A 25,549-nucleotide genomic window follows, 5' to 3' on the forward strand; every position below is an offset into this window, starting at 1 on the left:
AGAGAGGCAAAAAAGCCCCTGATCAGTCACGCATGAGGCGTGTTGTCGTCAGACAGCGACCGGACCGGCTTCCTCGGCACGTTCCGCTTCGCTGCGTGCACTGCTTTCCAGGCCGCGATTGACCGCCGACAGCACGGCCTTGAGCGATGCGCTCACGGTATCGCCATCCTCGGCCATGCCGCAGACACGCTTGCCATCCAGGTTAAGCATCACGAAGGCCACCGCGACGGCATCGCTGCCTTCGCCGAGGGCGTGCTCACCGTAATCCACCACGCTGACGGTGGAACCGGTGTGACGCTGCCAGGCATCCATGAAGGCGGAGATGGCACCGTTGCCTTCGCCGGCCAGCGCGATCTGCTCGCCCTTGTCGTCGACCAGTGTCGCGGTGAGCTGCTCGGCCCCTTCGCGATCCAGGCGATAGCCCTTGAGACTCAGCGGCGCCTCACGCTTGAAGCTGGCATCGAGAATCGCGCGAATCTGGTCGCTGGACAGCTCACCACTGACCTGCTCGCTGGCCTTCTGCACGTGCGGCGCAAGCTCGAGGCTCATCCAGCGCGGCAGGCTGATGCCATGATCGCGCTCGAGCAGGAAGGCCATGCCGCCCTTGCCGGACTGACTGTTGACGCGGATCACCGCCTGGAAGTCGCGGCCCAGATCCTGCGGGTCGATGGGCAGATAGGCGACCTGCCACGGCTCGTCAGGCTGCTGCTTCTTGAGACACTTGCGGATGGCGTCCTGGTGGCTGCCGGAGAAGGCGGTGTAGACCAGCTCGCCGACCCACGGGTGACGCGGGTGAACCGGCAGATTGGTGCACTCGGTGTAGACCTGGATGATCTCGTCCGGGTTGGAGAGATCCAGCTCCGGATCGATGCCCTGGCTGTAGAGGTTCATCGCCAGGGTGATCAGGTCCATGTTGCCGGTGCGCTCACCGTTGCCCAACAGGGTGCCTTCGATGCGATCAGCGCCGGCCAGCAGGCCAAGTTCGGCGGCGGCAGCAGCGCCACCGCGGTCGTTGTGGGTGTGCAGCGAGATGATCGCGCAGTCACGACGGCTCAGGTGCTTGATGAAGTACTCGACCTGGTCGGCGAAGTGATTGGCCGGGCCCACTTCCACCGTGGCCGGCAGATTGAGGATGCAGCGTTTTTCCGGCGTCGGCTGCCAGACATCCATCACCGCTTCACATACCTCGACGGCGTAATCCATCTCGGTGGAGGTGAAACTCTCCGGCGAGTACTGGAACACCCAGTTGGTGTCCGGGTAGCGCTCGGCGTAGTCCTTGACCAGCTGTGCGCCCTCGACGGCGATGGCCTTGATGCCGTCACGGTCCATCTCGAACACCCGCTCACGCTGCACGGTGGAGGTGGAGTTGTAGACGTGAACGACGGCATCACGCGCACCGACCAGCGACTCGAAGGTACGCGCGATCAGATGCTCACGCGCCTGCACCAGCACCTGGATGCTGACGCCTTCCGGAACTTGGTCTTCCTCGATCAACCAGCGCACGAAGTCGAAATCGAGCTGGCTGGCGGAGGGGAAACCGACTTCGATCTCCTTGAGGCCGATCTTGACCAGCAGCTTCCACATCAGCTTCTTCTGCTCGACCGTCATCGGCTCGAGCAGCGCCTGATTGCCATCACGCAGGTCGACACTCGCCCATAGCGGCGCCTGGGTCACGGTACGCGACGGCCACTGGCGGTCGGTCAGTGCAACAGGGGTCACGGGGCGATATTTGGTGTGGTCGAAGGCAGCACTTGGCGTGGATGCAGCAGTCATGGTCGTGTCCTTGGCGGTCTGGGTGCGAAAAACCGGCAATCGAGGCCCGATACGGGAGATCGATGGCACCTTTCGCACTCAACAGTGTCCCAATCGGGGCGCCTGAGTAAATGTGAGATGACGAAGGCGTGAAGGCCTTGCATCCGAAAGCTTGCCGTCAGCAGGGCAAGCAAGCAAGTCGGGGGCAGCGTAACGTCACTGCCCGCCGCAAGCTCCGGGACCGGATCACGGTCTCCAGCGCGGAGAGAAGGACGGTGGGATCACCACCAGAGCCCTTTCGGCAGCCTCGCTTCGATCAGAAGCCGACTGCGTTCCGCGTTCACCGGTTGCAAGAGGCGTGTCGCCAGCGCCGGTGGCTCATCCTGCTCAGGTCTGTCGTTCGCGTCGTACGTCGTGTCATGCGACAGCCACGACCCGAACGGGCGTCTTCATCGCTGAGCAGTGATTACAGTATATGCCGCATATCAGGGCGGACGATTGCGAAAACCACATGACATCGCCATCTTAAAAGCAGATTATTTCACCATTCACATCTTCACCGCTAATGGATTGCGAAAATGAGCCAGAATATTCCTCTCCCGACACTGGACCGCTTCGACCGTCGCATTCTTGACGAGCTTCAGCACTCGGGTCGCATCAGCAATCAGGAACTCGCGGAGCGCATCGGCCTGTCCCCGTCGCCCTGCCTGCGCCGTGTCCGTGCGCTGGAAGAAAGCGGCATGATCACCGGCTACCGCGCCCAGATAGATGCCCGCAAGCTGGGACTCAGCCTGATGGCGTTGCTGCATATCTCGATGGACCGCCACACCCCGGAGCGCTTCACCAACTTCGAGGACACCATCGCCTCGCTGCCCCAGGTGATGGAATGCCTGCTGATCACCGGCCAGGAAGCCGACTACCAGCTCAAGGTGGTGGTCAAGGACATGGATGACTATCACGACCTGCTGCTCAAGCAGATCACGCGGATCGAAGGTGTGACCGGCGTGCATTCAAGCTTCGTGCTGCGTCAGGTGATCGATCACCAACGCGTCCCGACGACCTCCTGAGCCTGACTGCCTGAATCAAGCCTTCATCAACATGAAAGCCCCGTCGGTGATAGCCGACGGGGCTTTCGTGTTGCTGAAGATGCCATCGTGATCACGCGCTGATCAGGGCGTGCCGGAATGGGTGGATCACTCGCCACCGATGATGCCGCGGCGGATCTGGTCTTCCTCGATGGATTCGAACAGCGCCTTGAAGTTGCCCTCGCCGAAACCATCGTTGCCCTTGCGCTGGATGATCTCGAAGAAGATCGGCCCGATCACCGTCTCGGTGAATATCTGCAACAGAATGCCCTCCCCCGGCGCGCCATCGACCAGCAGGTTCAATGCCTTGAGGTCCTCGACATTCTCTTCATGATTGGGCACCCGCGCATCGACCTTCTCATAATAGGTGGCCGGCGTGGTCAGGAAGGTGACGCCATTGGCCTTGAGCGCCTTGACGGTGGCATGGATATCATCCGTCGCCATCGCCAGATGCTGGATACCTTCGCCATGGTATTCGCGGATGAATTCCGCGATCTGGGAGTCATCATCCGCTGACTCGTTGATGGGAATGTGCATCTTGCCGCAGGGCGCCGTCATCGCGCGCGAGAAGAGCCCGGTCATCTTGCCTTCGATATCGAAATAGCGGATCTCGCGGAAGTTGGCGATACGCGCATAGAAGTCGGCCCACACATCCATCTGGCCACGCCCGACATTGTGGGTCAGGTGATCCAGCGTATGCAGGCCGACACTGTTGGCATTCTCGATTGCGCCGTCGATGGCGACGAAGTCGGTATCGTAGATCGAGCGCTCGCGGTGATGGTCCACGAAGTACAGCACCGAACCGCCGATGCCTTGCACCGCGGGGATGCCCACCTCGCCCGGCCCGACCGGATGCTCGACGCTGCGCGCACCGTGCGCCAGTGCGTAGCGATGCGCCTGCTCGGCATCCGCCACGCGCCAGGCCATCGCACAGGCACTCGGGCCGTGGATCGCCGCGAATTCCGCCGCCGGGCTGTTCGGCTCGGCGTTGAGCACCACATTGATGCCGTGCTGCTGGAACAGGAACACCTGCTTGGAGCGATGGCGACGGGTCTCGGTAAATCCGAGCTGGTTGAACAACTTGCGCAGGGCATCGATGCCGGCCGCATCCGGGGCCGTGAATTCGACGAACTCGAAGCCGTCCGTGCCGATGGGATTGTGCTGTTCGATACGTGCCGGTGCGTTCATGGGAGGCTCCTGAGTCAGGCTGCCGACAAGGCAGGCAAGGTAGAGAAAAGGCGGGCAACATCCTTCACGACAGGCGAACGCATCGCGCGCATCACCTGCCGTGTCCCGATTCCGTTATCGGAAATCTATGCCTTGCCTGCCGCCCTGCCCATGCGCCTTGCGCCTGCATTGGTGCCGTGTCCGGCCTCTTCCCACGCCAGACATGTAACGAAACCCTGCCATGGCGCTGACGGCCATCTCGACACTGCCCACTCGGGGCGCTCCCACTGCCGCCAGCGCCTGACACTGCGTCATGCTTTCTTTACACCTATCGGCGCGTCACGCCTGCTGTTGCCTCTTGCCCGTCTTGCGTTGGCCGCTAGAGCCAGGCACCGCTGCCCAGTTGCCAGGCCACCCACAGCAGAATCGTGGCGATGAAGGCCTCGATGACCTGCCAGGCACGCGGACTGGTCAGACGTGGTGCCAGCCAACCGGCACATGTCACCAGGCCGAAGAACCAGCCGAAGGAGGCCAGGCTCGCCCCGACGATGAAGCTTTGCGGGGACGGCTGTTGCGCGCCGATCGCGCCCAGCATCACCAGCGTATCCAGATAGACCTGGGGATTGAGCAGCGTGACGGCCAACGTTGCCGCCAGCACCTTGCCGAGATTGGCCTTGAGCGCGTTGCTCGCCGTCAGCTGGCCGCCAGTGCGCATGCGCCCCAACGCCTTGAGTGCCTGCCAGAGCAGAAACGCCACCCCTCCCCAGCGGGCAATGCTCATCAACAGCGGCGATTGCTGCATCAGCGCGCCCAGCCCGAGCACGCCGGCGATGATCAGCACGCCATCGCACAGCGCGCAGAGTCCCGCGACCCACCATTGATGCTCGCGCTTGAGACCCTGTCCCAACACGAAGGCGTTCTGCGCCCCGATGGCGATGATCAAGCCTGCGCCTACCCCTGCCCCATTGAAGAATGACCACCACATATCGCCTGTCCTTTCGTCGTGTCGTTGCCGTGACTGACGGTGCATACCACGGCTGTCAGTGCTGAGGCAGGCAGAGTACGCTAGGATGAATCCATCAAGGAAATTGATTCAGGGAATGGATCATAAGGAATACTGATGCTGGACTATAAACTGCTGGAGGCGCTGGCGGCCGTCATCGATCAGGCGGGCTTTGAACGCGGGGCGCGAGCACTGGGGCTGACGCAGTCAGCGGTCTCGCAGCGCATCAAGTTGCTGGAGGCACGGCTGGGGCAGCCGGTACTGGTGCGTACACCGCGGCTGGGGCCGACACCGCTCGGGCGGCGCCTGCTCAATCATGTCCAGCAGGTGCGTCTGCTGGAGCATGATCTGCTCGACCAGATTCCCGCCCTCGGCGAGAGCGAGCAGCGACTGCGCATCGCCATCAATGCCGATTCGCTGGCCACCTGGTGGCCGACCGTCACCGGCAGTTTCTGTCGCGAGCGTGACCTGTTGCTGGACATGCTGGTGGAGGATCAGGAAGTGGCGCTCAGGCGCATGCGTGATGGAGAAGTCGCGGGCTGCATCTGTGCCACGCCGCGCCCGGTGCAGGGGGCACGCTCCCACCCGCTGGGCAGCATGCGTTATCGGGCGCTGGCCAGCCCGGACTTCGTGCAGCGCCATATCGCAAAGAAAGGCCATCCCATCCCGCCCATTCTGCCGGCCGAGACCCTGCGCAGCATGCCCGCCATCGTCTATGGCCGTGATGACCGCCTGCAGCACCGGCTGTTGTCGACCATGGGCTTCGATGAGCCCTTCCCCCACCATCTCTGCCCGTCGTCGGAAGGTTTCGTGCGTCTGGCCTTGAGCGGCATGGGCTACGGCATGATTCCCGAGCAGCAGGCGGCGCATCTGCTGGCCAGTGGTGAGCTGGTGGATATCGCGCCGAACCATGCCCTCGATGTACCGCTTTACTGGCATCACTGGCGCCACGGCGGCAGCACGCTGGACAAGCTCACCGATCACCTGCTGCGGGAATGTGCCACGGCATTGCGCCCGATGCCGGAGCAGGAGACGCCCCGCCCCGGCATGCTGTGAGAGCACGTGTCAGTCGTGCATCAGGCCCAACACAGGAGCCTCAGCCGCCCTGTTGCTCACGCACCAGCTGGGCCAGGAAGCGATCACAGGCCGCCAGCTGGCTGAGCTCGATGTACTCGTTGGCCTGATGCGCGACCCCGATGGAGCCTGGCCCGCAGACCACCGTCGGCCAGCCTTCGCTCTGGAACTGACCCGCCTCCGTGGTATACGCCACGGCCTCGCTGGCCCGCTCATCGCCCAGCAGACGCTGGCAGAGGCGAATGGCCGGGTCCCGATCGCCATGCCCGAGTGATGGCACCGTTTCCACCGTGCGTTCGCTACGAATCGCCACTTCTGGCGCCCGCTCACGATAGGGAGCGACCAGACGCTCGGCGTGGGCATCGATCTCCGCCAGCATCGCCTCGACATCCTCGCCCGGCAGATGACGCAGCTCCCAGTCGAAGATGCACTCCCCGGCAGTGATGTTGACCGCCGTGCCGCCCTCGATACGCCCGACGTGCAGGCTGGCGTGGGGCACATCGAAGCGCTCGTCCAGATGGCCGCAGTCGATGCGCGCCTGCATGCGATCCTCGATGAAGGTCACCATGCGCGCCGCCAGATGGATGGCACTCACTCCCTGATAGACCAGGCTGGAATGCGACGGCTTGCCGGTCACCGTGGTGCGCAGATCGGTGATGCCCTTGTGGGCATCGACGATCGCCATCATGGTCGGCTCGCCCACCAGCACCGCCGCCGGACGCGGCAGGCGGTCACGCAGGCGCGCGATCATGCGCGGCGCCCCCAGACAGCCGATCTCCTCGTCATAGGAGAAGGCAAGAATCACCGGCTTTTTCAGCGTACCCGCACGCTGGGCATTCACCAGTGCCGGCACCGCCGCCATGCAGCAGGCGATGAAGCCCTTCATGTCGGCGGAACCGCGCCCATGAAGGCGACCCTCGTCCTCTCGCAGCGTGAAGGGATCGCTGTCCCAGGCCTGACCCTCCACCGGCACCACATCGGTGTGCCCGGAGAGCACCACACCACCCTCGACTTCCGGCCCGATCACCGCCAGCAGATTGGCCTTGTCGCCGCCATCGTTATGGATGACCTCGGCACTGACACCGACCACTTCCAGGGCGTCGCGCAGGCAATGGATCAACGCCAGATTCGACTCGCGCGACACGGTATTGAAGCTGACCAGATGCGCCAGCCAGTCGCGGCTGTTGGGCCAGTCGGAGAAATCGGCGTGCTGCGGCATCAGGCTGGCGGTATTGGCGATGGGGGACGCTGAAGCGGACATGGGCATTCCTGTGCAGAGACATCAGAGCGGAGAGCACCATACGCAGCGCGCTGGCCTCATATGCCCACCGGTATAGCGCAGCGCCTCTTCGACAACAAGGGCCTGACTGCAACATCCGCCTGGCAGGCAGCTTCAAAAAAAGACGACGCCGCCACACCCGATGAAAGGGCGTGGCAGCGTCGTCTGTGGCGACAGAACTCCGCTACGGGCGGGATTCAGGCCGTGATGGCGTCAGGCAGCACGGCCGTTGCGCACCATGGCGTGGGGGTCGATGACGAATTTCTTGGCAGCGCCGCCATCGAAGTCCGCATAGCCCTGCGGGGCTTCTTCCAGACTGATGACCTGCACATTGACCGCATCGGCGATATTGACGCGCCCGAACAGGATCGCCTGCATCAGCGGACGGTGATACTTCATCACCGGACACTGGCCCGTGTGCAGCGAGTGGGACTTGGCCCAGCCCAGCCCGAAGCGCATCGACAGCGCCCCGACCTTGGCGGCCTCATCCTCGGCGCCCGGGTCTTCGGTGACATAAAGCCCGGGAATACCGATCTGGCCGCCGGCACGCGTCAGCGCCATCGCCGAGTTGAGCACCGTGGCCGGCTGCTCGCGGCCGTGATCACAACCACAGCCATGCGCCTCGAAGCCGACGCAGTCGACGAAGCAATCCACTTCACGCTCGCCGAGAATCACCTCGACCTTGTCTTCCATCGAACCTTCCTGACGCAGATCGATGGTCTCGCAGCCGAAGCTCTCGGCCTGCTGCAAACGCTCGGGAATCATGTCGCCGACGATGACACAGGCCGCCCCCAGCAGCTGGGCGGAGACAGCCGCCGCCAGCCCGACCGGCCCGGCGCCCGCGATATATACCGTGGAGCCCGGCCCGACCCCCGCGGTCACACAGCCGTGGAAGCCGGTGGGGAAGATGTCGGACAGCAGCGTCAGATCACGGATCTTCTCCATCGCCTGGTCGGCATCCGGGAACTTGAGCAGGTTGAAGTCGGCATAGGGCACCATGACGTAATCTGTCTGACCGCCAGTCCAGCCGCCCATGTCGACATAGCCGTAGGCCGCGCCGGGACGCGCCGGATTGACGTTCAGACAGATCCCCGTCTTGCCTTCCTTGCAGTTGCGGCAGCGGCCGCAGGCAATGTTGAAGGGGACCGAGACGATGTCACCGACCTTGATGAATTCCACATCGCGCCCGGCCTCGACGACCAGACCGGTGATCTCGTGGCCCAGTACCAGACCCTGAGGCGCCGTGGTGCGGCCACGCACCATGTGCTGATCACTGCCGCAGATATTGGTCGAGACGACCTTGAGAATGACCCCGTGTTCACACTTGCGATTTCCCAGCGCCAGGGTCGGATAGTCCAGTGATTCGACACTCACCTTCCCCGCTCCCTGGTATACGACTCCGCGATTGGCATTGGCTGACATGACGTGCTCCTGGCTGGCATGGGGTTTGGCAGGTGGCCGGCGACAGGCAGACAAGCTGGCTTGCGCCGCCCGTCACTTCTCCTGCATCGGCCACCAGCCCCCGGTCGGTGGCGTCCAACCGGTAGGGCTTATGCAGACTAGGTCAGTTGTCACAGGTTGGCTGTCCAGATGAGGCATCGACATGCCTAAATGAGACAGTTCACGACCAAAGTGTCACTTCGGTTGCCCGCAAGCCCACTCGCCAGTGCCCTCGCGCCTCTGCTGTTGGCGGCAGGCGACAGTCAGCGTCGATGCATCTCGACACTTGAAGCACGCGCCCATACCCCCCAGTACTGATGTCAGCGTCATCTTGACGACAGACATTGCGACCCGAGCCCGCTTACGGCGGCTCTGAAAGACACTTCAAGGAGAGATCATGACCCTGACATCCAACGCCCTGCGCAATTCCTGCATGACCCTGGCCCTCGTCGGCTCCGCCTTCATCGCCGGTTGCGGCAACACCAGCGTGATCGAGAAGCAGGACACGCGCTATGAAGTCAGCGCCGTCGATGAAGACCGCGATGATGCCATCGCACAGGTCAAGGAACGCGCGCTCGAGGTGTGTGAAGAGCAGGACCGCGACAAGTACGATGTGCTCGATTCGCGCGTCTTCGGCCCGCACGACGCCACCGCCAAGGCCGCCGATGGCAATGACCAGCTGGAAGGTGGCACCGTCAATGAAGACACCGAAATGGCTGCCGCCACCCATGAAGGCGAAGGCTACAAGGTCGTCTGGACCGTGCGCTGCCGCTGAGGCGTTCCCCCGTCAGGTAGCGTGACCTGACAGCGCGCTCGAACGCGAAAGCGAAAGTCGCAACGACGGCGAAAGCGAAAGCGCAGCATCCGTCAGAAAGCCGCCCCCAGGGGCGGCTTTCTTGCGTTCCGACACCAGGCGATAAGCCAGGGAAACCGGCACTGCGGCACTTGAGTTCCGAGGGCGCAACCATCGGTTGCCCCACAAATCAGTCAATTGCGTCACCGCATTAGACGACTCTTGACTATGCTGAGACGAAAGCTGTCCCAGCGCTGCCCCTGATCGCCATGTGGAACTGGTGAAGAGAGAGCCCCCGCCGCCCGGGTGGCACGCCAGTGGCGACTCGGATGCTGACCCTGCAACCTCGCTGCATGCACCTCGCAGCATGAAGCTCGCGCATTGCCATGCGAGACGTTCGACAGCCCTATCGCCCGAGGGCTGTCGATCACTGCCATACGCCATGACGAACCCATCAGGACTCTCTGCGCCCGCGCGCCGTCAAGGAGGCTTTTCCATGAGTATCGAACAACGCCTGGCCCCCGTTGCACTCCCCGACACCCGTCATCGACGCACCGTCGAACATCTGCTGGCAGGTTCCGGCGTCAGGCTCAATGGGCCTGATCCCTGGGACATTCGCGTTCGCCATCCGGACCTGTTCCGGCGGGTACTGCAGCAAGGCAGCCTGGGACTGGGCGAGGCTTATATGGAAGGCTGGTGGGACTGTGAGCAGATCGACGAGATGATCTGTCGCCTGCTGCGACATGGCCTGGGCAGCCGCGCCCACACCACCAGCGAGCGCATCGCCTATCGCCTGCAGGCCGGAGTGATCAATCTGCAGAGTCGCCGCCGCGCCGGCGTGGTCGGCAAGGTGCATTATGACTTCGGCAATGACCTCTTCACGCGCATGCTGGATGACACCCTGTGCTACAGCTGCGGCTACTGGAAAGACCTGCCGGTGAGTGCGGAGAACCTGGGCAAGGCGCAACAGGCCAAGCTGGATCTGGTGTGTCGCAAGCTGGGGCTGGCGCCCGGCATGCGGTTGCTGGATATCGGCTGTGGCTGGGGGAGCCTTGCCGCCTACGCCGCGCGCCATTACGGCGTGGAGGTGGTCGGCATCACCATCTCCGCCGAGCAGGCCGCGCTGGCGCGTGAGCATTGCGCAGGGCTACCGGTGGAAATCCTGCTCAAGGACTATCGCGACCCTGACTTCCGGCGCACGGTGGGCAGCTTTGATGCCATCGCCTCGATTGGCATGTTCGAGCATGTCGGCCACAAGAACTACGCTACTTACTTTGCCCATGCCGCGCACCTGCTGCGCCCCGGCGGACGCTTCGTGCTGCATACCATCGGCTCCAACCAGAGCGATATCTCGGCCGACCCCTGGGTCAACCGCTATATCTTCCCCAATGGCGTGCTGCCCAGCGCCAGCCAGCTGGTACGCGCCAGCGAAGCGCATCTGGTGATGGAGGACTGGCACAACTTCGGCGCCGACTACGACCCGACATTGATGGCGTGGCGCGCCAATCTCGACCAGCACTGGCATGAGCTGGCCGATACCTATTCACCGCGCGACAAGCGCATGTTCGAGTACTATCTCGGCGCCTGCGCCGGCGCCTTCCGCGCCCGCCAGCTGCAGCTGTGGCAGGTGGTGTTCACCCACGGCACCGCAGGGCGCTACGACGCGCCACGCTGATCCACCGCCTGCGGGGCGCCGGCAGTCTCGACCGGGAACGACTGTCTCAAGCGGCGGGGCGAATCAGGCGCGTCGCCGCGAAACGATTGAGCAGCGCATGCATCAGGTAGATCAACAGCATCGCGATGCAGACCGCACCCAGCGCCGAAAGCGCTGATCGGATGTCACCCCTGGCGACTCCGCTGATATTCGGCCTGGGAGCGCGCGATGCTGGCACTGGCATTGTCTTCGAACTGGAGCAGGGTGCGGGCGAAGGCATTGAGTGCTTCGTCATCGAAGCCGACGTACAGCTCGGCACGCACTCGCTCGATGCGCTCCGTCAACTGGGTCAGGCATTGGCGGCCTTGCTCGGTGAACCACAGGCAGCGCGCCCGCTTGTCGGTCTCGTGCGGCACACGCGCAATCAGCTGCTGAGCCTCGAGCTGGTTGAGGGTGCGCGTCAGCGACGGCATCTCGATGCCCAGCTCACTGGCCAGCATCTGTTGGGTACAGCCCTCGCCGAGCTTTTCCAGATGAACCATGACCGTCCAGCGCGATTCCGTCATGTCCAGGCTACGCACCGCGCTGGTGATGGCGGTGCGCCATAGACGGTGGACCCGACCGACCTGGCCACCCAGCGAGGGCTTGATCTGCTCGTGAAACGGAATTTCCTGTGTCGAATCCGTCCCCGAAGAATGTGCGTTCATGTATCATCTCTCGACATGAAGGCTCCCATGACACTCCCCCTCATCGGTACTGAGCGGAAGACCCACGAGAGCCTTGATTGGTGCGGCGTCAGGGCGGCTGTTGCCGGCGATATCAGACGCCATCTATATTAGCTTGCTAACAATATGAGAATCATACCCTTTATTAGCGAGCAAAACAATTCACCAATTCCGATATTCAAACACGCATTCAAGCGCCTCTGCGTCTCTGTCTTCTTGCCTGTCTTCTGACTTATCTTCCCCTTCTCCTCTTTCTTCTTTTGCGGCTCGTCTGCTTTGCTCTCGCCCTGTTGTCTTTTCTCTCCCGTCATCACCTGCGCCGCGGGTCATTCCTGCGCGATGCCGTGACGCTTGAGCTTGTTGGCGATGGTGGTATGCGAGACCCCCAGACGCTTGGCCAGCAATCGGCTGGACGGGTACTCGGGATAGAGATGCGCCAGGATGCGCCGTTCGACCTCGTCATGGATATCGCCCAGACTGCCGGTCAGGTCGATGTTGTCGAGCCCCTCATCACGCGCCTCACCGGTCAGGCGCAGATGCTGCGCCTCGATCACCTCGCCATCGCACAGCGAGACGGCCTGGAACAGCACGTTCTCCAGCTGACGCACGTTGCCCGGCCAGTGATAGCCCTGCAGGCGCGCCATGGCCTCGGGCGAGATATCCCGTACGCGAGCGCCGATCTGACGCACCGCCCGCTCGAGGAAATGCCGCGCCAGCTCCTCGAGCCCATCCAGACATTCCCTGAGCGGCGGTATCTGCACACACAGCACATTGAGGCGATGGAAGAGATCGTGGCGGAAGCGCCCTTCGCTGCACAGTGCCGGCAGGTCCTGTTGAGTGGCGCAGATCACGCGCACATCGAGGAAGGTTTCCTCATCGCTGCCGACGCGCCGGAAACCGCCGTCCTGCAAAAAGCGCAGCAGCTTGACCTGCATGCGCGGACTCATCTCGCCGACCTCATCCAGGAAGATGGTGCCGCCGCTGGTCAGCTCCAGCAGGCCCAGCTTGCCCTCCGGCCGTGCGCCCTCGAAGGCGCCCGGGGCATAACCGAACAGCTCCGTCTCGGCCATCGACTCCGGCAGCCCCGCGCAATTGAGCGCCATGAAGGGAGCCTGACCGCGGGGGCTTGCCAGGTGGCAGGCCCGCGCCAGCAGCTCCTTGCCGGTGCCGGTCTCGCCCTCGATCAGGAGCGGCGCATCCAGCGGTGCCATGCGGCGAGCCTCCTTGACCACCGCCGACAGCTGACGGCTCGCCTGGAATATCGCTTCGAAGCCGCGCACCTCGGTGCGCTGAATCTGATAGATACGCGAGCCCAGTCGGTCTGCACGATGCAGGGTGACCACGGCGCCCGCCAGCGAGGCGACATCCTCGTTCTCGGTATGCAGTGGCGCGATATCGGCGAGGAAGGTCTCCTCCCCTACCCGCAGGCGCAGGCCATTGACGCGGGCATTGTTGCGCCGGATCAGTTCCGGCAGATCGACATCCTGGACGTGACGCGTCAGCGCCAGCCCCGGCACCTCATCGATGCGCACCCCGAGCAACTTGCCCGCCGCGCGATTGGCCGCCACCACGCGCCCATCCATGTCGATGGACATCACCGGGTCTGACAGCGATGACAGCAGTGCATTGAGCTCCAGATGGCGTCGCTCGGTGGGCATCAGGCTGACGCGACTGACCTTGAAGACCCCGGGTATCTCCTCAAGGGTCGGCTTCAGGGTCGAGAGCTGCATGCGCAGCATGTTGGGCACATGCAGATAGATGGAGTTGTTGGCCTCCCCGCCGACCTCACCGCGCAGCACGTTGAGGCCGTAATCGGCAAAGGGGGCCAGGATATCGCGCAGAATCCCGATTCGATTCTGGCAGGTCAGTTTGAGGCGCATGGCGTTCTCGGCATTGTCGTTGGAATTCTTGTTGGCATTGTCATCGAAATGGTGTCACCGGCCTGGCGGCACCGCTCGAGTGACGGGCGGCTTGGCGACGGACAGCTTGGCGACGGGCGGCTGAGTGACGTTAACGTAAGCGTTATCAAAAACGTCGTAAAGCATTCCTTACAAAAGACGGCGACACAGCAGTGCACGAACGCCCGAATGGCACAGGATGCGCCCGATTACCGCTCCAGTGTCACAATTATGTGACAAGACACGCGCCATCGCAGCGTTATCTGCGGCGCAGAGCCACGCCTGACCACTGGTCAACGCCACCCGACAAGGCCTAGCGTTGTCATCGACATGCAAGGACTGGCATGTACGCCATAATGACAACACGGCAGCCTGCTCGGCAGCGCCGCCATCTGGTTGGGGAGGTTGCATGAACGCACCGCAGGGTCGTCATTGGCCACAGACATCCCAGGAAACTCAGCCCGGCTCGCAAACCAAGGCCAAGGGCACCCGCTACGTGGCCCATGAGCCGGATGCCCGGGGCCGGATCCATTACAGCGATCAGGAAAACGCCACCTGGCAGACATTGATGGCGCGCCAGATGGCGCTGGTCGAGGGGCGCGTCTGCCGCGAGTATCGGCAAGGGCTCGAGCGCCTTGCCCTGCCGGAGGACCGCATCCCCCAGCTTGGCGAGATCGATCGTGTCCTCGAGGCCGCCACCGGCTGGCGAACCGCTCGCGTGCCGGCCTTGATCCCCTTCACGCGCTTCTTCGAGCTGCTCGCCGAGCGGCGCTTCCCGGTCGCCACCTTCATCCGCTCCCCGGAAGAACTCGACTACCTGCAGGAGCCGGACATCTTCCACGAGATCTTCGGCCACTGCCCGATGCTCACCCACCCCGCCTTCGCCGAGTTCACCGCCACCTACGGACGCCTCGGTCTCGCCGCCAGCAAGGAAGAGCGCGTCTATCTGGCCCGCCTCTACTGGATGACGGTGGAATTCGGCATGCTGCGCGAGACTCAACCCGATGGCAGTCGTGCGCTACGCCTCTACGGCGGCGGCATCATCTCCTCGCCGCGCGAGACCCGCTATGCCCTGGGTGAGCTTGCGGAGAGTCTCGAGCGCCCCGCGCATCTGCCCTTCGATGCCGTCGAGGCACTGCGCACCCCGTATCGCATCGACATCCTGCAGCCGCTCTACTATGTCCTTGAGTCACTGGACGACCTGCATGAACTCGCCAGTCGCGACATCATGGCGCTGGTCCACGAGGCGATGGCTCTCGGCCTCAAGACGCCGCGCTTCCCACCACGTTGTTCGCACAGACATTGATCGCACCGGCGCTGATCGCACAGACGTCCTTGCCCCAAGGGATACGCCTTTTCACCAGCCCCCTCTTTCCTCAAGCCGGAGATAGTGACATGACCGAACTCGCCAGACAGTCCTGTGAAGCCTGCAGCTTCGATGCGCCCAAGGTCAGCGATAGCGACATCGAGACGCTCAAGACCGCCATTCCCGAGTGGCAGTTGCTCAATCGCGATGGCATCATGCAACTGGAACGGTGCTTCACGTTCCGCAACTTCAAGCAGGCACTGGCATTCACCAATCGCGTAGGCGAGATTGCCGAGGAAGTCGGGCACCACCCGGCACTTCTCACCGAGTGGGGCAAGGTCACCGTGACCTGGTGGTCCCACGAGATGAAGGGTCTGCACAAGAACGATTTCATCATGGCCGCCAGAACCGACGAGGTAGCGAAATAAGATGTTCGAGCAGATTGCGCGTGTACCCGGGGATGCCATCCTCGGCCTGATCGAAGCCTTCAACAAGGACACCAACCCGCAGAAGGTCGACCTCGGCGTGGGCGTCTATCGCGATGCCAACGGCAATACGCCGGTCATGCGTGCGGTCAAGCAGGCCGAGAGCCGCCTGGTCGAGAACGAGGCCACCAAGACCTACATCGGTTCTCACGGCGACCCGCGCTTCGGCAAGGTCGTGCTGCCGATGGTGCTGGGCGCCGAGTCGCCGGTGCTGGCCGCCAATCGCGCCAGCGCCACCCAGGCGCCCGGCGGTACCGGTGCCCTGCGTCTGGCCGCGGACTTCATCGCCAGCAACCTCAAGGGCCGTGATATCTGGCTGTCCACCCCGACCTGGCCGAACCACCTGGGCATCTTCGACGCCGCTGGCGTGACGCGCCACAGCTACCCGTATGTCGACGAGAACAACCGTCTCGACTTCGATGGCATGCTGGCGACGCTCAAGACCATCCCGGAAGGTGACGTGGTGCTGCTGCACGCCTGCTGCCACAACCCGACCGGTTTCGATCTGAGCCGCGAGCAGTGGGACCAGGTGCTGGAAGTCGTCCAGGCGCGCAAGCTGCTGCCGCTGATCGACTTCGCCTACCAGGGCTTCGGTGACGGCCTGGAAGAAGACGCCTACGGCGTGCGCCTGCTGGCCGAGAACGTCGATGAAGCCATCATCACCAGCTCCTGCTCCAAGAACTTCGGCATCTACTGCGAGCGCACCGGCTGCCTGATCCTGATCGCCAAGGACGAGGAGAGAATGCTCGACGTGCGCTCCCAGGCCGCGATCACCGCGCGCGAGAACTACTCCAACCCGCCGGCACATGGCGGTGCGGTGGTCATCGACATCCTCGAGGACGACACCCTGCGCAGCGAGTGGCAAAGCGAGCTGACCGAGATGCGTGAGCGCATCAACGGCCTGCGTCGTGACTTCGTCGAGGCGCTCAAGCCGTATGGTCTGGACGAGCAGTTCGCCTTCATCGCCGAACAGCGTGGCATGTTCTCCTACACCGGCCTTTCGCCGGAACAGGTCGATCGCCTGCGTGACGAGTTCGGCATCTACATGGTGCGCTCCGGGCGTGCCAACGTGGCCGGCTTCTCCACCGAGAACCTGCCCTACGTGGCCAAGGCCATCGCGACCGTCGTCAAGGGCTGAGCCCGAGCGAGCGCTGTCGTGAAGACAAGAAAACCCCGCCAATCGGCGGGGTTTTTTAATGGTCGGTTGTCTGACTTGCTGTCTGGTCTGCTCTCTACTCTGAGGCAAGGCTTCCGCCAGGCGCCTGCACCATCAGCCTTCCTCGTCCGCCAGCGGCAAGCGAGCAAGACTCGCCGCCACCTCCTCTTCGAGCAGGCTGATCAGCAGGGCCTGCACCGCGTGCAGCGATTCCCCTTCCTCGGCCGTCGGCAACTGCCACTTGAGCTCCAGATAGCGCTCGCTGCGCATCGAGAGCGGCAGGCCGATCAGGTCGCCTCTGGCATCCTCGAGCACCTGCAGCGCCGACAACGCATCAATGATGGTGGCGGCACTGCCCGCGCGTGTCAGACGCCCGGCGCTGGCCGGCGTAGCGACTTCCAGCAGACTCGCCGGCGTCACGCGCTCACGCTTGAGCAGTCCACGAATCAAGCGCCCCTGACTGCTGGTTTCCGGCAGGTCGACGAAGGGGCGTTCATTGAGGCGTGCAAGGGTCAGCGGCTTGTCCAGCAGCGGCCAGCGTGAGGGCCACAGCAACATCAAGGGTAGCTTCAGCGCGGGCGGTGCCTCGGCGTGCGCCTCGTCACTGGCCTCTTCACTTGTCCCGCTCCGGGAAGCGGTCCCTTCGGCATTGTGCGCATCATCCTCGACGTCAAACGGCAACTCCGGCGTATCCCCCAGCTCGGGCATGGCGGCCTTGGCGGTAGGCTTTGCCTCGTCGTCATCGCCTTCGATGAGTGTCGTCTCCTCGCGCGCACGCTGACGCAGGCTGGCCTTGAGCTCGCGGGCGCGTGCCGCCGCCGTCTTGGCACGCTTGCCGCCCTGTGGCTCCGGCGGGGCTTCCAGGCTCACCGCCATCGCGACCCGCCCCTCGCGGATGGCGAGATCATGCTGTGACACCTCGAGCACTTCCAGGCTTGGCAGCCACTCACTCAAGGCTTCACTGGCCGCGATGCGTGTCAGCCAACCGGCACTGAAGGCCTCCAGACCAGGCGTGACCGCCAGCACGAGACGCGGACGCTTGCCGCTGCCCGGCCCGAAGGCCAGTCTCCTGAGCTCGGATTGAGCGCTGAACATCCGGGCGAGTGATGGCGTCAGGCGCTCGGCTTCCGGGGTCGGTACCAGCTTGCCGCCCTCGCGCAGAAACAACGAATAGCCCAGCGTCTGCTCGAGTTGTGCCAAGCCCCGCGAGACCACCGGCACGCTGATCCCCAGTTGTGCGGCACCGCCTTTCATCGAGCCACACTCGATCACCGCCCACAGCATTTCCAGCTGACGCAGCCGTATGCCGGGTTCACGGGTGCCTGTGTCTGACTGCGCCATGGTGTTGCTCCTTGAAGGGTTCGTCCGCGATGCTCCGAGAGTCAGCGCTGGGCGCTGGCTTATTTAGCCTTACGCTAATCATGCTGGCGCCAAATGTCACGCTCAAGCTGCCTAGAGGACGTCACGACCCCCTGAAACGACACTCCCCCCGCTGATGAATCAGCGAGGGGAGTGAGAGACAAGGCATCGATTCACGCCAGTTGTTCGTTCAGAGCGGCCACTGGTTCAGAGCGGCCGCTCGTTAAGACCGACAATCGACGAGCGATCAGGAGAGTGCCAGTACACCTTCTGCTTCAAACAGCACGCCCTTGGGCAGCTCCTTGACGCCGACGGCCGCACGCGCCGGATACGGCTGGCTGAAGTACTGCTCCATCAGCGTGTTGACCACGGCGAAGTTGCTGAGATCGGTCAGGAACAGATTGACCTTGACCAGTTGATCCAGGCTGCCACCGGAGGCCTCACACACCGCCTTGAGATTGCGGAATACCTGGTCTGCCTGGGCTTCAAAACCGCCTTCCACCACTTCCATGGTCGCCGGGTCCAGCGGGATCTGGCCGGACAGGAACACCAGATTACCCGTGCGCACCGCCTGGGAATACGGGCCGATGGCAGCCGGTGCGGACTCGGTAGAGATAATCTGCTTGGTCATGCGCAATTCCTTGTTCAATCAGTTGACGGAGAGACACTCGAAAAAAGACGACTACACGGCAGTACGCACTGCCTGGCAGACCCTGGCCCAGCCACTGACACTTACACAGATACAGACACTGTCACAGATACAGACACTGCGCCGAGCATCAGGCAGCGTAGCGACCAAGACTGAGACCGTTGGGGTCGATGGTGGGCTTGCGACCATCCACCAGGTCCGCCAACAGACTCGCACTGCCGCAGCTCATGGTCCAGCCCAGGGTGCCGTGTCCAGTGTTCAACCACAGATTGTCATACTTGGTGCCACCGATGATCGGCGTGGAATCCGGCGTCATCGGACGCAGGCCGGCCCAGAATTCCGCCCGCGCATAGTCACCGGCTTCCGGGAACACATCACGCACCACCATGTTGATGGTCGCACGGCGCTTCTCGATCAAGGAAAGATCGAACGAGGCCAGCTCGGCGGTGCCACCGACGCGAATGCGGTCATCGAAGCGCGTCAGCGCGACCTTGAAGGTCTCGTCCATCACGGTGGACTGCGGTGCGGCATCGGCATTGATGATCGGCACGGTCAGGCTGTAGCCCTTGACCGGATAGATCGGCAGGTCCAGCTCCAGATCACGCGCCAGGAACGGCGAGTAGCTGCCCAGACACATCACGTAGCTGTCTGCGCTCATCTCGCCACGGTCGGTGATGACCTTCTCGATGCGGCTGCCGCTGCGCTGGATGCGCTGAATGGTGGTATTGAAGACGAAATTGACGCCCAGGGTGTCGCGGCAGTAATCCGCCAGCCGGTTGGTAAACAGATGGCAATCACCGGTCTGGTCATCCGGCAGGTGCAGGCCGGCGATGAACTTGCCCGGCACGCGGGTCAGTGCCGGCTCCACCGTGGCGCAGGCGTCGGCGTCGAGCAGCTGATGGCGCACGCCACAGCCCGCCAGCACCTTCATGTCGCTCTGCACGGCATCGACCTGCGCCTGGGTACGAAACAGCTGCAACAGCCCCTTCTGACGGTCTTCGTAACGCAGTCCGGTCTCTTCGCGCAGGGCGTTGATGCAGGCGCGGCTGTACTCGGAGACACGCACCATGCGCTCCTTGTTGACGGCATAGCGGTCGGCGTTGCAGTTGGCGAACATCTTGACCATGAACTTGGCCATCTGCGGGTCCATGCGCGGCTGGATCTTGAGCGGCGCATGCTCCTGGAACATCCACTTGACGGCTTTCTGCGGAATGCCCGGCGCCGCCCACGGCGAGGAGAAGCCGAAGGAGACCTGACCGGCGTTGCCGTAGCTGGTTTCCATCGCCGGGCTGGCCTGACGATCGACGACAGTGACCTCATGCCCCTGACGCGCCAGATAATAGGCACTGGTGACACCGACGACGCCGCTACCGAGTACAAGAATCTTCATGTTGGCCTACCCCATGACTGCAAGCCGCGCCCCACGGCAAATGACAGGCGTATTCGCGCACTCGGCAGCGAATAAAGACGATGAAGGCCGGCACCGGTCGACAAGGCGACTCACAGTGACTTGGCCTGAATGCATCCAGTATAGAGGCGCAAACCACGGTTAATATTCTGTTATGAGACCCTATATCAGAAAATAAGCAGGTAATTTTCGCATGATGGCAGTGATAAAAAACAAAAAAGCGGCCATTTTTGGAATGGCCGCTTTCGGTGCTTCTCAGCGGGACTGCTGACGGGGCTTCTGGCAAGGTCTACTGGCAGGGTCTCCAGTAGGGTCTTCTAGGCACAATCTTCTGAATGGCGCCTGACATCTCGAGGGAGCGCTCGTGCTGGACGCCATGAAGGCCCGGGCGATCAGGTCGTCGCGACATAGGCATGGCGACGCACTGACTTGCCACGGTCGCCCAGGGCCTGACGATAGACGCGCCATGCCACCACACCCGCCAGCAGGTTGCCGATCGCCGAGCCGATGGCGACACCGCGCAGCCCATCCAGATGTGCTCCCAGCCATACCGCCGGCATGAAGCAGATGAAGAGCCGCACGAAGGACAACGCCGTGGCACGCAGCGGCCACCCCAGCGCGTTGGCAGCCGACACGACCAGCATGCAGATGCCGAGGAAGGAGTAGCTGGGCAACATCCACGGCAGCAGGACCGCCAGTGCCGCCGAGACCTCGTCACTGCCCACCAGCACATAGGCCAGCGGTGTCGCCAGCACTGCGGCGATGATGCCCAGCACCAGCTGCCAGATCACCACCACACGGGCTGCCAGGTTCATCAGGCGGCGAATTTCCTGCCAACGGCCGGCGCCATAGCAGCGCCCCAGCCACGGCGGCAGCGACATGGTCAGGGCCAGCACCACGATCAGCGAGAAGGTTTCCAGGCGTGAGGCGATCCCCCAGGCGGCCACCTCCGTCTGGCCCAGCCCCGCGACGATGGCGGTGACCAGCATCGCGGAGAGTGCCGGCATCATCTGGCACAGAATCGCGGGTATCGCGATTCCCGCCAGCTGGCGGCGCGAGGCCTGCCATTCGGCCCACAGGCCGCGATATTCCATCCAGTCACGGCGTGAGAGCTTGAATGCCGTGATGGCAAGCCCGGCCCCGAAGGAGAGTACGGTCGCCCAGGCAGCCCCCGCCAGACCGAAGCCGGGCAGCGGCCCCGCGCCGAAGATCAGCAGCGGGTCCAGCACCAGGTTGAAGACACTGGTCAGCAGCATCATCTCGCCCGGCAGACGCGTGTCGCCGTGGGCGCGGAACAGGCTGTAGAGCACATAGGCCATGGCCCCCAGCCAGCTGGCGATCAGCGATGGGCCCCAATAGACCTCGATCAGCGTCATTTCAGTGGCATTGGCCCCCAGCAACTCGAAGGCCGGCACCCGGATGACCCACAACAGCAGCATCAGCAGTGCCATCAACACACCGGACCCCAGCAGCACCACACCTCCCAGACGCCGGGCACGCGCCTCATCCTCGGCGCCCAGGGTCCGCGAGACGATCGCGGCGATCGCGATGCCCATGCCGACCTGCACCCCGATGATCAGAAAGGTCAGCGGGAAGGTGAAGGATTGCGCGGCCAGTGGCGCGGTGCCCAGGTGCGAGACGAAGGCGGCATCGACCAGGTTGAAGCCCAGCAATCCCATGATGCCGAGTGTCATCGGCAAGGTGCTGCGCCACAGGCGTGACATCAGCTCACGCGTCGTCGGCGTTTCCGACGTTGGCGGGGTCGATGTTGCAGAGGCGTCGGTGGACATAGAAGAAGACATGAACTCACTCCCAGCATGTCGAGCATGGCTGGTTGGATGGAGGTAAAGGCGTCGGAACACTTCCGTGACGCTGGAGGGATGATTCTAGGGATTTCGCCGGACCCCAGATAGGCTCAGTGGGACATGTCTTTGATGCATTGTCGGCAACAGGAAGAGCGAGAAACGCGTTGATGCGTGGTATTAGAGGAAACAGTGACCGTGATAAACTCACCTTGTCAGGGATTTCCGTCACCTGGATTCGTGATGATGACCCATGCAATGTCACCGATTATCGACTGCTACCGAAGTTGGACCGTCGCTTTATATGCACTGACTGCCTCACGGATGGCTGGCAGAGTGTTCCCCTCCCCATGGCATCACGAGAGGTCAGACCGTGGATAAAGCATCCCGTTTGTTGCTGTTTCTCGATGTGGTAGAAGCACAGAGTTTTTCCAAGGCGGCTGACCATCGTCAGGTCAACCGCTCGGTGGTCTCCAAGCAGATCAGCCGTCTGGAAGAAGAACTGCAGATTCGCCTGTTCAATCGCTCGACTCGCTCGCTGGCCCTGACGGATGCGGGGCGCGAGATCCATCAGCACGCACTGCGTCTGCGTGAAGTGCTGGAAGATACCGACGATGTGGCCGGCGCCTATCAGGATGGCCCGCGCGGCATCCTGAAGATCACCAGCCCGAGCCACTTCGGGCGCACCTATGTCGCCCAGGCCGTGCGCCTTTACATGGAGCGCTACCCGGACACCCAGGTGGAAGTGCGCCTGGAAGACCACCTGACCGACCTGATCGGCGGCGGTTATGACCTGGCCATTCGCATGTCGGAGCTGGAAGACTCCAACCTGATCGCGCGTCCGCTGGCTGCACACCGTCACCTGATCTGTGCCTCGCCGGCCTTCATCGAGCGTCACGGCATGCCCCAGACCCCCGCCGATCTGTCTGGCCTGCCGGCAGCGGTGTATTCGCGCGATGGCTTCATTCTTGATCGCCTGCGCGTCTGCACCGAGAGCGGTGTCGAGGAAAAGGTGGCGCTGGATTCGCGCCTCAAGGTCAACGATGCCGACGTGCTGATCGGCGCCATCAAGTCGGGCGCCTGCTATGGCATGGTGTCCGCGATCAACATCAAGGACGAGATCCTGAACGGCGAGCTGGTGCCGCTGTTGACCAACGTGCCGATGAAGCCACTGCCTTCGATCCACCTGGTCTACCCGCACCGCCAGTACCTGCCGCAGAAGACGCGTCGCTTCAGCGATTGCCTGCAGGAGGTCGTCGGCACGCCGCCCGTCTGGGAGCAGCGCATCCCGGGCTTCGAGAACATGTACGGCTACGGTAGCGGTTGCAGCGAATGAGACGTCGCCACGGCTCTCGAGTCTGAACGCACGCCGTCACCTCCCACGGCCACTGCCAGATCCGAATGCTCGCCATGAAAATGCCCGCCATGCAGAGTCACTGCGTGGCGGGCGTTTTCATTTCAGGCACCTTTCGTTTCAAGCGCCTTTCATTTCAAGCGCCTTTCACTTCAGAACTCTTCATCAGGCGCCCTCCAAAAGTACTCAGGGGCAGGGATGGATCGACGGCTTGCGCTTGAGCCACTCGACCAGCTCCGGCAGGCGCTTGGGCCGTGCATAGCGGAAGCCCTGCACCAGATGGCAACCCATCTCGACCAGCAGGCGCTCCTGCTCTGCGGTCTCGACGCCCTCCGCCAGCACCTCCATGCCCAGGCTGTCGGCCAGCGAGATCGCGTGGGAGACGATGGCGCGGTCGCGGGCATCATGGTCAAGGCTACCGACGAAGCGCTGATCGACCTTGAGGCGGCAAGCACGCAGGTCGCGCACGTAGAGCAGTGACGCGAAGCCGGTGCCGAAATCATCGATCGCCAGGCGCACGCCGCGTTCGATCAGGCCGGTCAGTCGCTCCACGACGCGATCGAGATCCGGCACGCGTGAGGATTCGGTGATCTCCAGCTCCAGGCGTTCCGGCGCGAAGTCATGGCGCGCCAGAGCCTCCGAGACGCGCTCGGGGAAGCCGGGGTCACGAAATTCCTGAGCCGAGACATTGATCGCCACCGACAGCGGCTTGCCGTTGGGCGTCACCAGATCACGCGTCGCCGAGAGGGCCGTGTCCATCACCCGCGCGCCGACGGTGCCGATCAAGCCGTACTGCTCCGCCAGCGGGATGAAGCGACCCGGCCCGATGGTGCCGAGCTCGGGGTGATCCCAGCGCACCAGCACCTCGACACCGACGGCCTCGCCACTGGCGAGGTCGAACTGGGGCTGGAAGGCGAGGTCCAGCTCTTCGAGATGCTCGCGCAGGTCACTGGTCAGGCGATAGTCGTTGAGGTGCTGCATGTGCGCGCCGGGCGAGAACACATGCAGGGGGCCGCAGACATCGATGTCATCGTATTCCCCGTGCAACATGGCGAGTTCGGCCAGATGCATCAGGCGATGGGCACGCCGCGCGTGCTGCGGTGCCAGACTGATGCCGACCCGCGCCGTGACCGGCAGGGCCTTGCCATCCAGTCGCATCAGCATCACCAGCCTTTCGCACAGCTCGTTGGCACGCGCGATCAGGCTGGCCTCATCCCCGACGAAGAACAGCGCGAAGGCGTTGCCCAGCGGGCGGCAGACCAGGGCGTCGCGATACTGCAGTGACATGGCTTCTGCCACCCGCTCCAGCAGCGGATCGATGCGCTCGGCACCGTGCGCCGAGTTGATGATTTCCAGGTGGGTCAGCGACAGATAGATGATGCCGCCATCGATGCTGCCGTCGACGCTTTCTTCCAGCAGCAGTTCATCGATCTGGGCATTGAAGCGATCGCGCGACAGCAGGTTGATGGGCTGCAGGCGGCGCAGGGCGATCAAGACCTTGTCATCCACCCCGGCCGCCCGGGCCTCCGCCAGCCCCGAGAACGGCGCCTTGAGGCGAACTCGCCGCTCGCTGACCGGCTCGAGACGCGGCCGCTCGGTGCCGAACAGCTCCTGCCAGCCACAGGTGTTGGCCACCAGACACTCGGCATCGAAGATCGCCATGCGCCACGGCAGATTGGCCTTCTGCACCAGCAGCCATTCTCCCAGCTCGCCGGTGATGCCCATCAACCAGAAGCCGGGCTGGCCGCTGATGCCACAAGGCTCCGGCTGCTTGGGCAACGGGGATGGCAGCTCCGGCACCCTGTCTTCCTGTCGAGCGCGCGGCGACGTCCAGGCGAGTTGGCCGAAGCGGTCATGAATCCACAACGGCTCTTCGATGGACGACAGCAATTTGATCAAGATATCGAGAGGCACGCTCACTCCACCTGCAGTCATAAGGAAAATGGCTTGATGCCCCGCAAGGGCCGCCTGTCGCCAGTGATGCTGGCCGTTGGCTGGCGCAACGCGGACAACACCGCCGGGACATGACACGTCATTCACGCTTCCGGCTGTTCTCGCGCTTATCTGCTTACACCTGCTTTCATTGTCGCCGCTGGCTGCCGCAAGGCCCGGGGCCGCATGGCTAATGCGGCAATGTCCGGACGACCATGCTACTCCTCC

The 25,549-nt window shown here is 63.3% G+C and carries 20 protein-coding genes; 8 read left to right on the forward strand and 12 right to left on the reverse strand.

The annotated features are described in order from the left end of the window. Positions 1-48: 48 nt before the first annotated feature. Positions 49-1,773, reverse strand: coding sequence for a 2-isopropylmalate synthase (locus U0O11_RS12330; protein ID WP_043331272.1), 1,725 nt, complete (start codon positions 1,771-1,773; stop codon positions 49-51). Between the two features lie 557 nt (positions 1,774-2,330). Between U0O11_RS12330 and U0O11_RS12335 the strand changes: the two genes are divergently transcribed. Continuing rightward, entirely contained in the window at positions 2,331-2,819 is a 489-nt protein-coding gene (locus U0O11_RS12335) for an Lrp/AsnC family transcriptional regulator (RefSeq protein ID WP_043331273.1), read from the forward strand. A gap of 126 nt (positions 2,820-2,945) precedes the next feature. Here U0O11_RS12335 and hppD read toward each other — a convergent pair whose 3' ends face one another. Together hppD and U0O11_RS12345 are read right to left on the reverse strand one after the other, a co-directional pair. Then, the gene (hppD, locus tag U0O11_RS12340) at positions 2,946-4,025 is read right to left on the reverse strand and encodes a 4-hydroxyphenylpyruvate dioxygenase (protein WP_216059963.1); all 1,080 of its coding nucleotides are present in this window, start codon (positions 4,023-4,025) and stop codon (positions 2,946-2,948) included. Positions 4,026-4,383: 358 nt separating this feature from the next. After that, a complete protein-coding gene (locus U0O11_RS12345; protein WP_324690334.1) occupies positions 4,384-4,989 on the reverse strand; it encodes a LysE/ArgO family amino acid transporter in 606 nt (201 codons plus the stop codon). Between the two features lie 135 nt (positions 4,990-5,124). On the opposite strand from U0O11_RS12345, the gene U0O11_RS12350 reads away from it, so the two are divergent. Then, on the forward strand, positions 5,125-6,063 hold the full coding sequence (locus U0O11_RS12350; protein ID WP_324690335.1) for a LysR family transcriptional regulator ArgP: 939 nt from the start codon (positions 5,125-5,127) through the stop codon (positions 6,061-6,063). Positions 6,064-6,103: 40 nt separating this feature from the next. On the opposite strand, the gene argE is transcribed toward U0O11_RS12350, so the two are convergent. Together argE and fdhA are read right to left on the reverse strand one after the other, a co-directional pair. Further along, a complete protein-coding gene (gene argE / locus U0O11_RS12355) occupies positions 6,104-7,342 on the reverse strand; it encodes an acetylornithine deacetylase (RefSeq protein WP_324690337.1) in 1,239 nt (412 codons plus the stop codon). A 231-nt stretch (positions 7,343-7,573) separates the two neighbouring features. Next, positions 7,574-8,782: a formaldehyde dehydrogenase, glutathione-independent gene (fdhA, locus tag U0O11_RS12360; RefSeq protein ID WP_054555477.1), complete on the reverse strand. Its 1,209-nt coding sequence runs from the start codon at positions 8,780-8,782 to the stop codon at positions 7,574-7,576. Positions 8,783-9,197: 415 nt separating this feature from the next. On the opposite strand from fdhA, the gene U0O11_RS12365 reads away from it, so the two are divergent. Continuing rightward, positions 9,198-9,575 (forward strand): hypothetical protein, encoded by a 378-nt coding sequence (locus U0O11_RS12365; protein WP_043331278.1) that lies wholly within the window; start codon positions 9,198-9,200, stop codon positions 9,573-9,575. Positions 9,576-10,089: 514 nt separating this feature from the next. Then, complete coding sequence (gene cfa / locus U0O11_RS12370) at positions 10,090-11,268, forward strand: cyclopropane fatty acyl phospholipid synthase (protein WP_192837591.1); 1,179 nt, start codon at positions 10,090-10,092, stop codon at positions 11,266-11,268. A gap of 164 nt (positions 11,269-11,432) precedes the next feature. Here cfa and U0O11_RS12375 read toward each other — a convergent pair whose 3' ends face one another. Then, the gene (locus tag U0O11_RS12375; RefSeq protein WP_225347027.1) at positions 11,433-11,954 is read right to left on the reverse strand and encodes a MarR family winged helix-turn-helix transcriptional regulator; all 522 of its coding nucleotides are present in this window, start codon (positions 11,952-11,954) and stop codon (positions 11,433-11,435) included. A gap of 344 nt (positions 11,955-12,298) precedes the next feature. After that, positions 12,299-13,852 carry a sigma-54-dependent transcriptional regulator gene (locus tag U0O11_RS12380; RefSeq protein WP_043331281.1) on the reverse strand — a complete coding sequence of 518 codons (1,554 nt, stop codon included), beginning with the start codon at positions 13,850-13,852 and terminating at the stop codon, positions 12,299-12,301. Between the two features lie 427 nt (positions 13,853-14,279). Between U0O11_RS12380 and phhA the strand changes: the two genes are divergently transcribed. From phhA to U0O11_RS12395, 3 genes are all read left to right on the forward strand, one after another. Then, a complete protein-coding gene (gene phhA, locus U0O11_RS12385) occupies positions 14,280-15,176 on the forward strand; it encodes a phenylalanine 4-monooxygenase (protein WP_324690342.1) in 897 nt (298 codons plus the stop codon). A gap of 89 nt (positions 15,177-15,265) precedes the next feature. Continuing rightward, on the forward strand, positions 15,266-15,604 hold the full coding sequence (locus tag U0O11_RS12390; RefSeq protein WP_054555480.1) for a 4a-hydroxytetrahydrobiopterin dehydratase: 339 nt from the start codon (positions 15,266-15,268) through the stop codon (positions 15,602-15,604). Between the two features lies 1 nt (position 15,605). After that, on the forward strand, positions 15,606-16,799 hold the full coding sequence (locus U0O11_RS12395) for an amino acid aminotransferase (RefSeq protein ID WP_324690344.1): 1,194 nt from the start codon (positions 15,606-15,608) through the stop codon (positions 16,797-16,799). Positions 16,800-16,931: 132 nt separating this feature from the next. On the opposite strand, the gene U0O11_RS12400 is transcribed toward U0O11_RS12395, so the two are convergent. The 4 genes from U0O11_RS12400 to U0O11_RS12415 all read right to left on the reverse strand — a co-directional run bounded on the left by U0O11_RS12400 (position 16,932) and on the right by U0O11_RS12415 (position 21,957). Continuing rightward, positions 16,932-18,158 (reverse strand): LysR family transcriptional regulator, encoded by a 1,227-nt coding sequence (locus tag U0O11_RS12400; RefSeq protein WP_324690346.1) that lies wholly within the window; start codon positions 18,156-18,158, stop codon positions 16,932-16,934. Between the two features lie 265 nt (positions 18,159-18,423). Continuing rightward, positions 18,424-18,807, reverse strand: coding sequence for a RidA family protein (locus tag U0O11_RS12405; RefSeq protein WP_043331285.1), 384 nt, complete (start codon positions 18,805-18,807; stop codon positions 18,424-18,426). A 148-nt stretch (positions 18,808-18,955) separates the two neighbouring features. Beyond that, complete coding sequence (locus tag U0O11_RS12410; RefSeq protein WP_324690347.1) at positions 18,956-20,215, reverse strand: D-amino acid dehydrogenase; 1,260 nt, start codon at positions 20,213-20,215, stop codon at positions 18,956-18,958. Between the two features lie 410 nt (positions 20,216-20,625). Next, positions 20,626-21,957 (reverse strand): MATE family efflux transporter, encoded by a 1,332-nt coding sequence (locus U0O11_RS12415; RefSeq protein ID WP_215824600.1) that lies wholly within the window; start codon positions 21,955-21,957, stop codon positions 20,626-20,628. A gap of 451 nt (positions 21,958-22,408) precedes the next feature. Between U0O11_RS12415 and U0O11_RS12420 the strand changes: the two genes are divergently transcribed. Beyond that, a complete protein-coding gene (locus tag U0O11_RS12420) occupies positions 22,409-23,371 on the forward strand; it encodes a LysR family transcriptional regulator (RefSeq protein ID WP_043331288.1) in 963 nt (320 codons plus the stop codon). A gap of 204 nt (positions 23,372-23,575) precedes the next feature. Here the strand turns inward: U0O11_RS12420 and U0O11_RS12425 are convergent, their stop codons facing one another. Beyond that, the gene (locus U0O11_RS12425; protein ID WP_052384227.1) at positions 23,576-25,303 is read right to left on the reverse strand and encodes a putative bifunctional diguanylate cyclase/phosphodiesterase; all 1,728 of its coding nucleotides are present in this window, start codon (positions 25,301-25,303) and stop codon (positions 23,576-23,578) included. Between the last annotated feature and the right edge of the window lie 246 nt (positions 25,304-25,549).

The sequence above is a fragment of the Cobetia sp. D5 genome (assembly GCF_035666195.1).
In the GTDB taxonomy this organism is placed as follows: Bacteria; Pseudomonadota; Gammaproteobacteria; order Pseudomonadales; family Halomonadaceae; genus Cobetia; species Cobetia amphilecti.

Coding starts and splice junctions, on each gene's coding strand:
- U0O11_RS12330 (WP_043331272.1), bottom strand. CDS start 1,773: ATGACTGCTGCATCCACGCCAAGTGCTGCCTTCGACCACACCAAATAT.
- U0O11_RS12335 (WP_043331273.1), top strand. CDS start 2,331: ATGAGCCAGAATATTCCTCTCCCGACACTGGACCGCTTCGACCGTCGC.
- hppD (WP_216059963.1), bottom strand. CDS start 4,025: ATGAACGCACCGGCACGTATCGAACAGCACAATCCCATCGGCACGGAC.
- U0O11_RS12345 (WP_324690334.1), bottom strand. CDS start 4,989: ATGTGGTGGTCATTCTTCAATGGGGCAGGGGTAGGCGCAGGCTTGATC.
- U0O11_RS12350 (WP_324690335.1), top strand. CDS start 5,125: ATGCTGGACTATAAACTGCTGGAGGCGCTGGCGGCCGTCATCGATCAG.
- argE (WP_324690337.1), bottom strand. CDS start 7,342: ATGTCCGCTTCAGCGTCCCCCATCGCCAATACCGCCAGCCTGATGCCG.
- fdhA (WP_054555477.1), bottom strand. CDS start 8,782: ATGTCAGCCAATGCCAATCGCGGAGTCGTATACCAGGGAGCGGGGAAG.
- U0O11_RS12365 (WP_043331278.1), top strand. CDS start 9,198: ATGACCCTGACATCCAACGCCCTGCGCAATTCCTGCATGACCCTGGCC.
- cfa (WP_192837591.1), top strand. CDS start 10,090: ATGAGTATCGAACAACGCCTGGCCCCCGTTGCACTCCCCGACACCCGT.
- U0O11_RS12375 (WP_225347027.1), bottom strand. CDS start 11,954: ATGAACGCACATTCTTCGGGGACGGATTCGACACAGGAAATTCCGTTT.
- U0O11_RS12380 (WP_043331281.1), bottom strand. CDS start 13,852: ATGCGCCTCAAACTGACCTGCCAGAATCGAATCGGGATTCTGCGCGAT.
- phhA (WP_324690342.1), top strand. CDS start 14,280: ATGAACGCACCGCAGGGTCGTCATTGGCCACAGACATCCCAGGAAACT.
- U0O11_RS12390 (WP_054555480.1), top strand. CDS start 15,266: ATGACCGAACTCGCCAGACAGTCCTGTGAAGCCTGCAGCTTCGATGCG.
- U0O11_RS12395 (WP_324690344.1), top strand. CDS start 15,606: ATGTTCGAGCAGATTGCGCGTGTACCCGGGGATGCCATCCTCGGCCTG.
- U0O11_RS12400 (WP_324690346.1), bottom strand. CDS start 18,158: ATGGCGCAGTCAGACACAGGCACCCGTGAACCCGGCATACGGCTGCGT.
- U0O11_RS12405 (WP_043331285.1), bottom strand. CDS start 18,807: ATGACCAAGCAGATTATCTCTACCGAGTCCGCACCGGCTGCCATCGGC.
- U0O11_RS12410 (WP_324690347.1), bottom strand. CDS start 20,215: ATGAAGATTCTTGTACTCGGTAGCGGCGTCGTCGGTGTCACCAGTGCC.
- U0O11_RS12415 (WP_215824600.1), bottom strand. CDS start 21,957: ATGTCACGCCTGTGGCGCAGCACCTTGCCGATGACACTCGGCATCATG.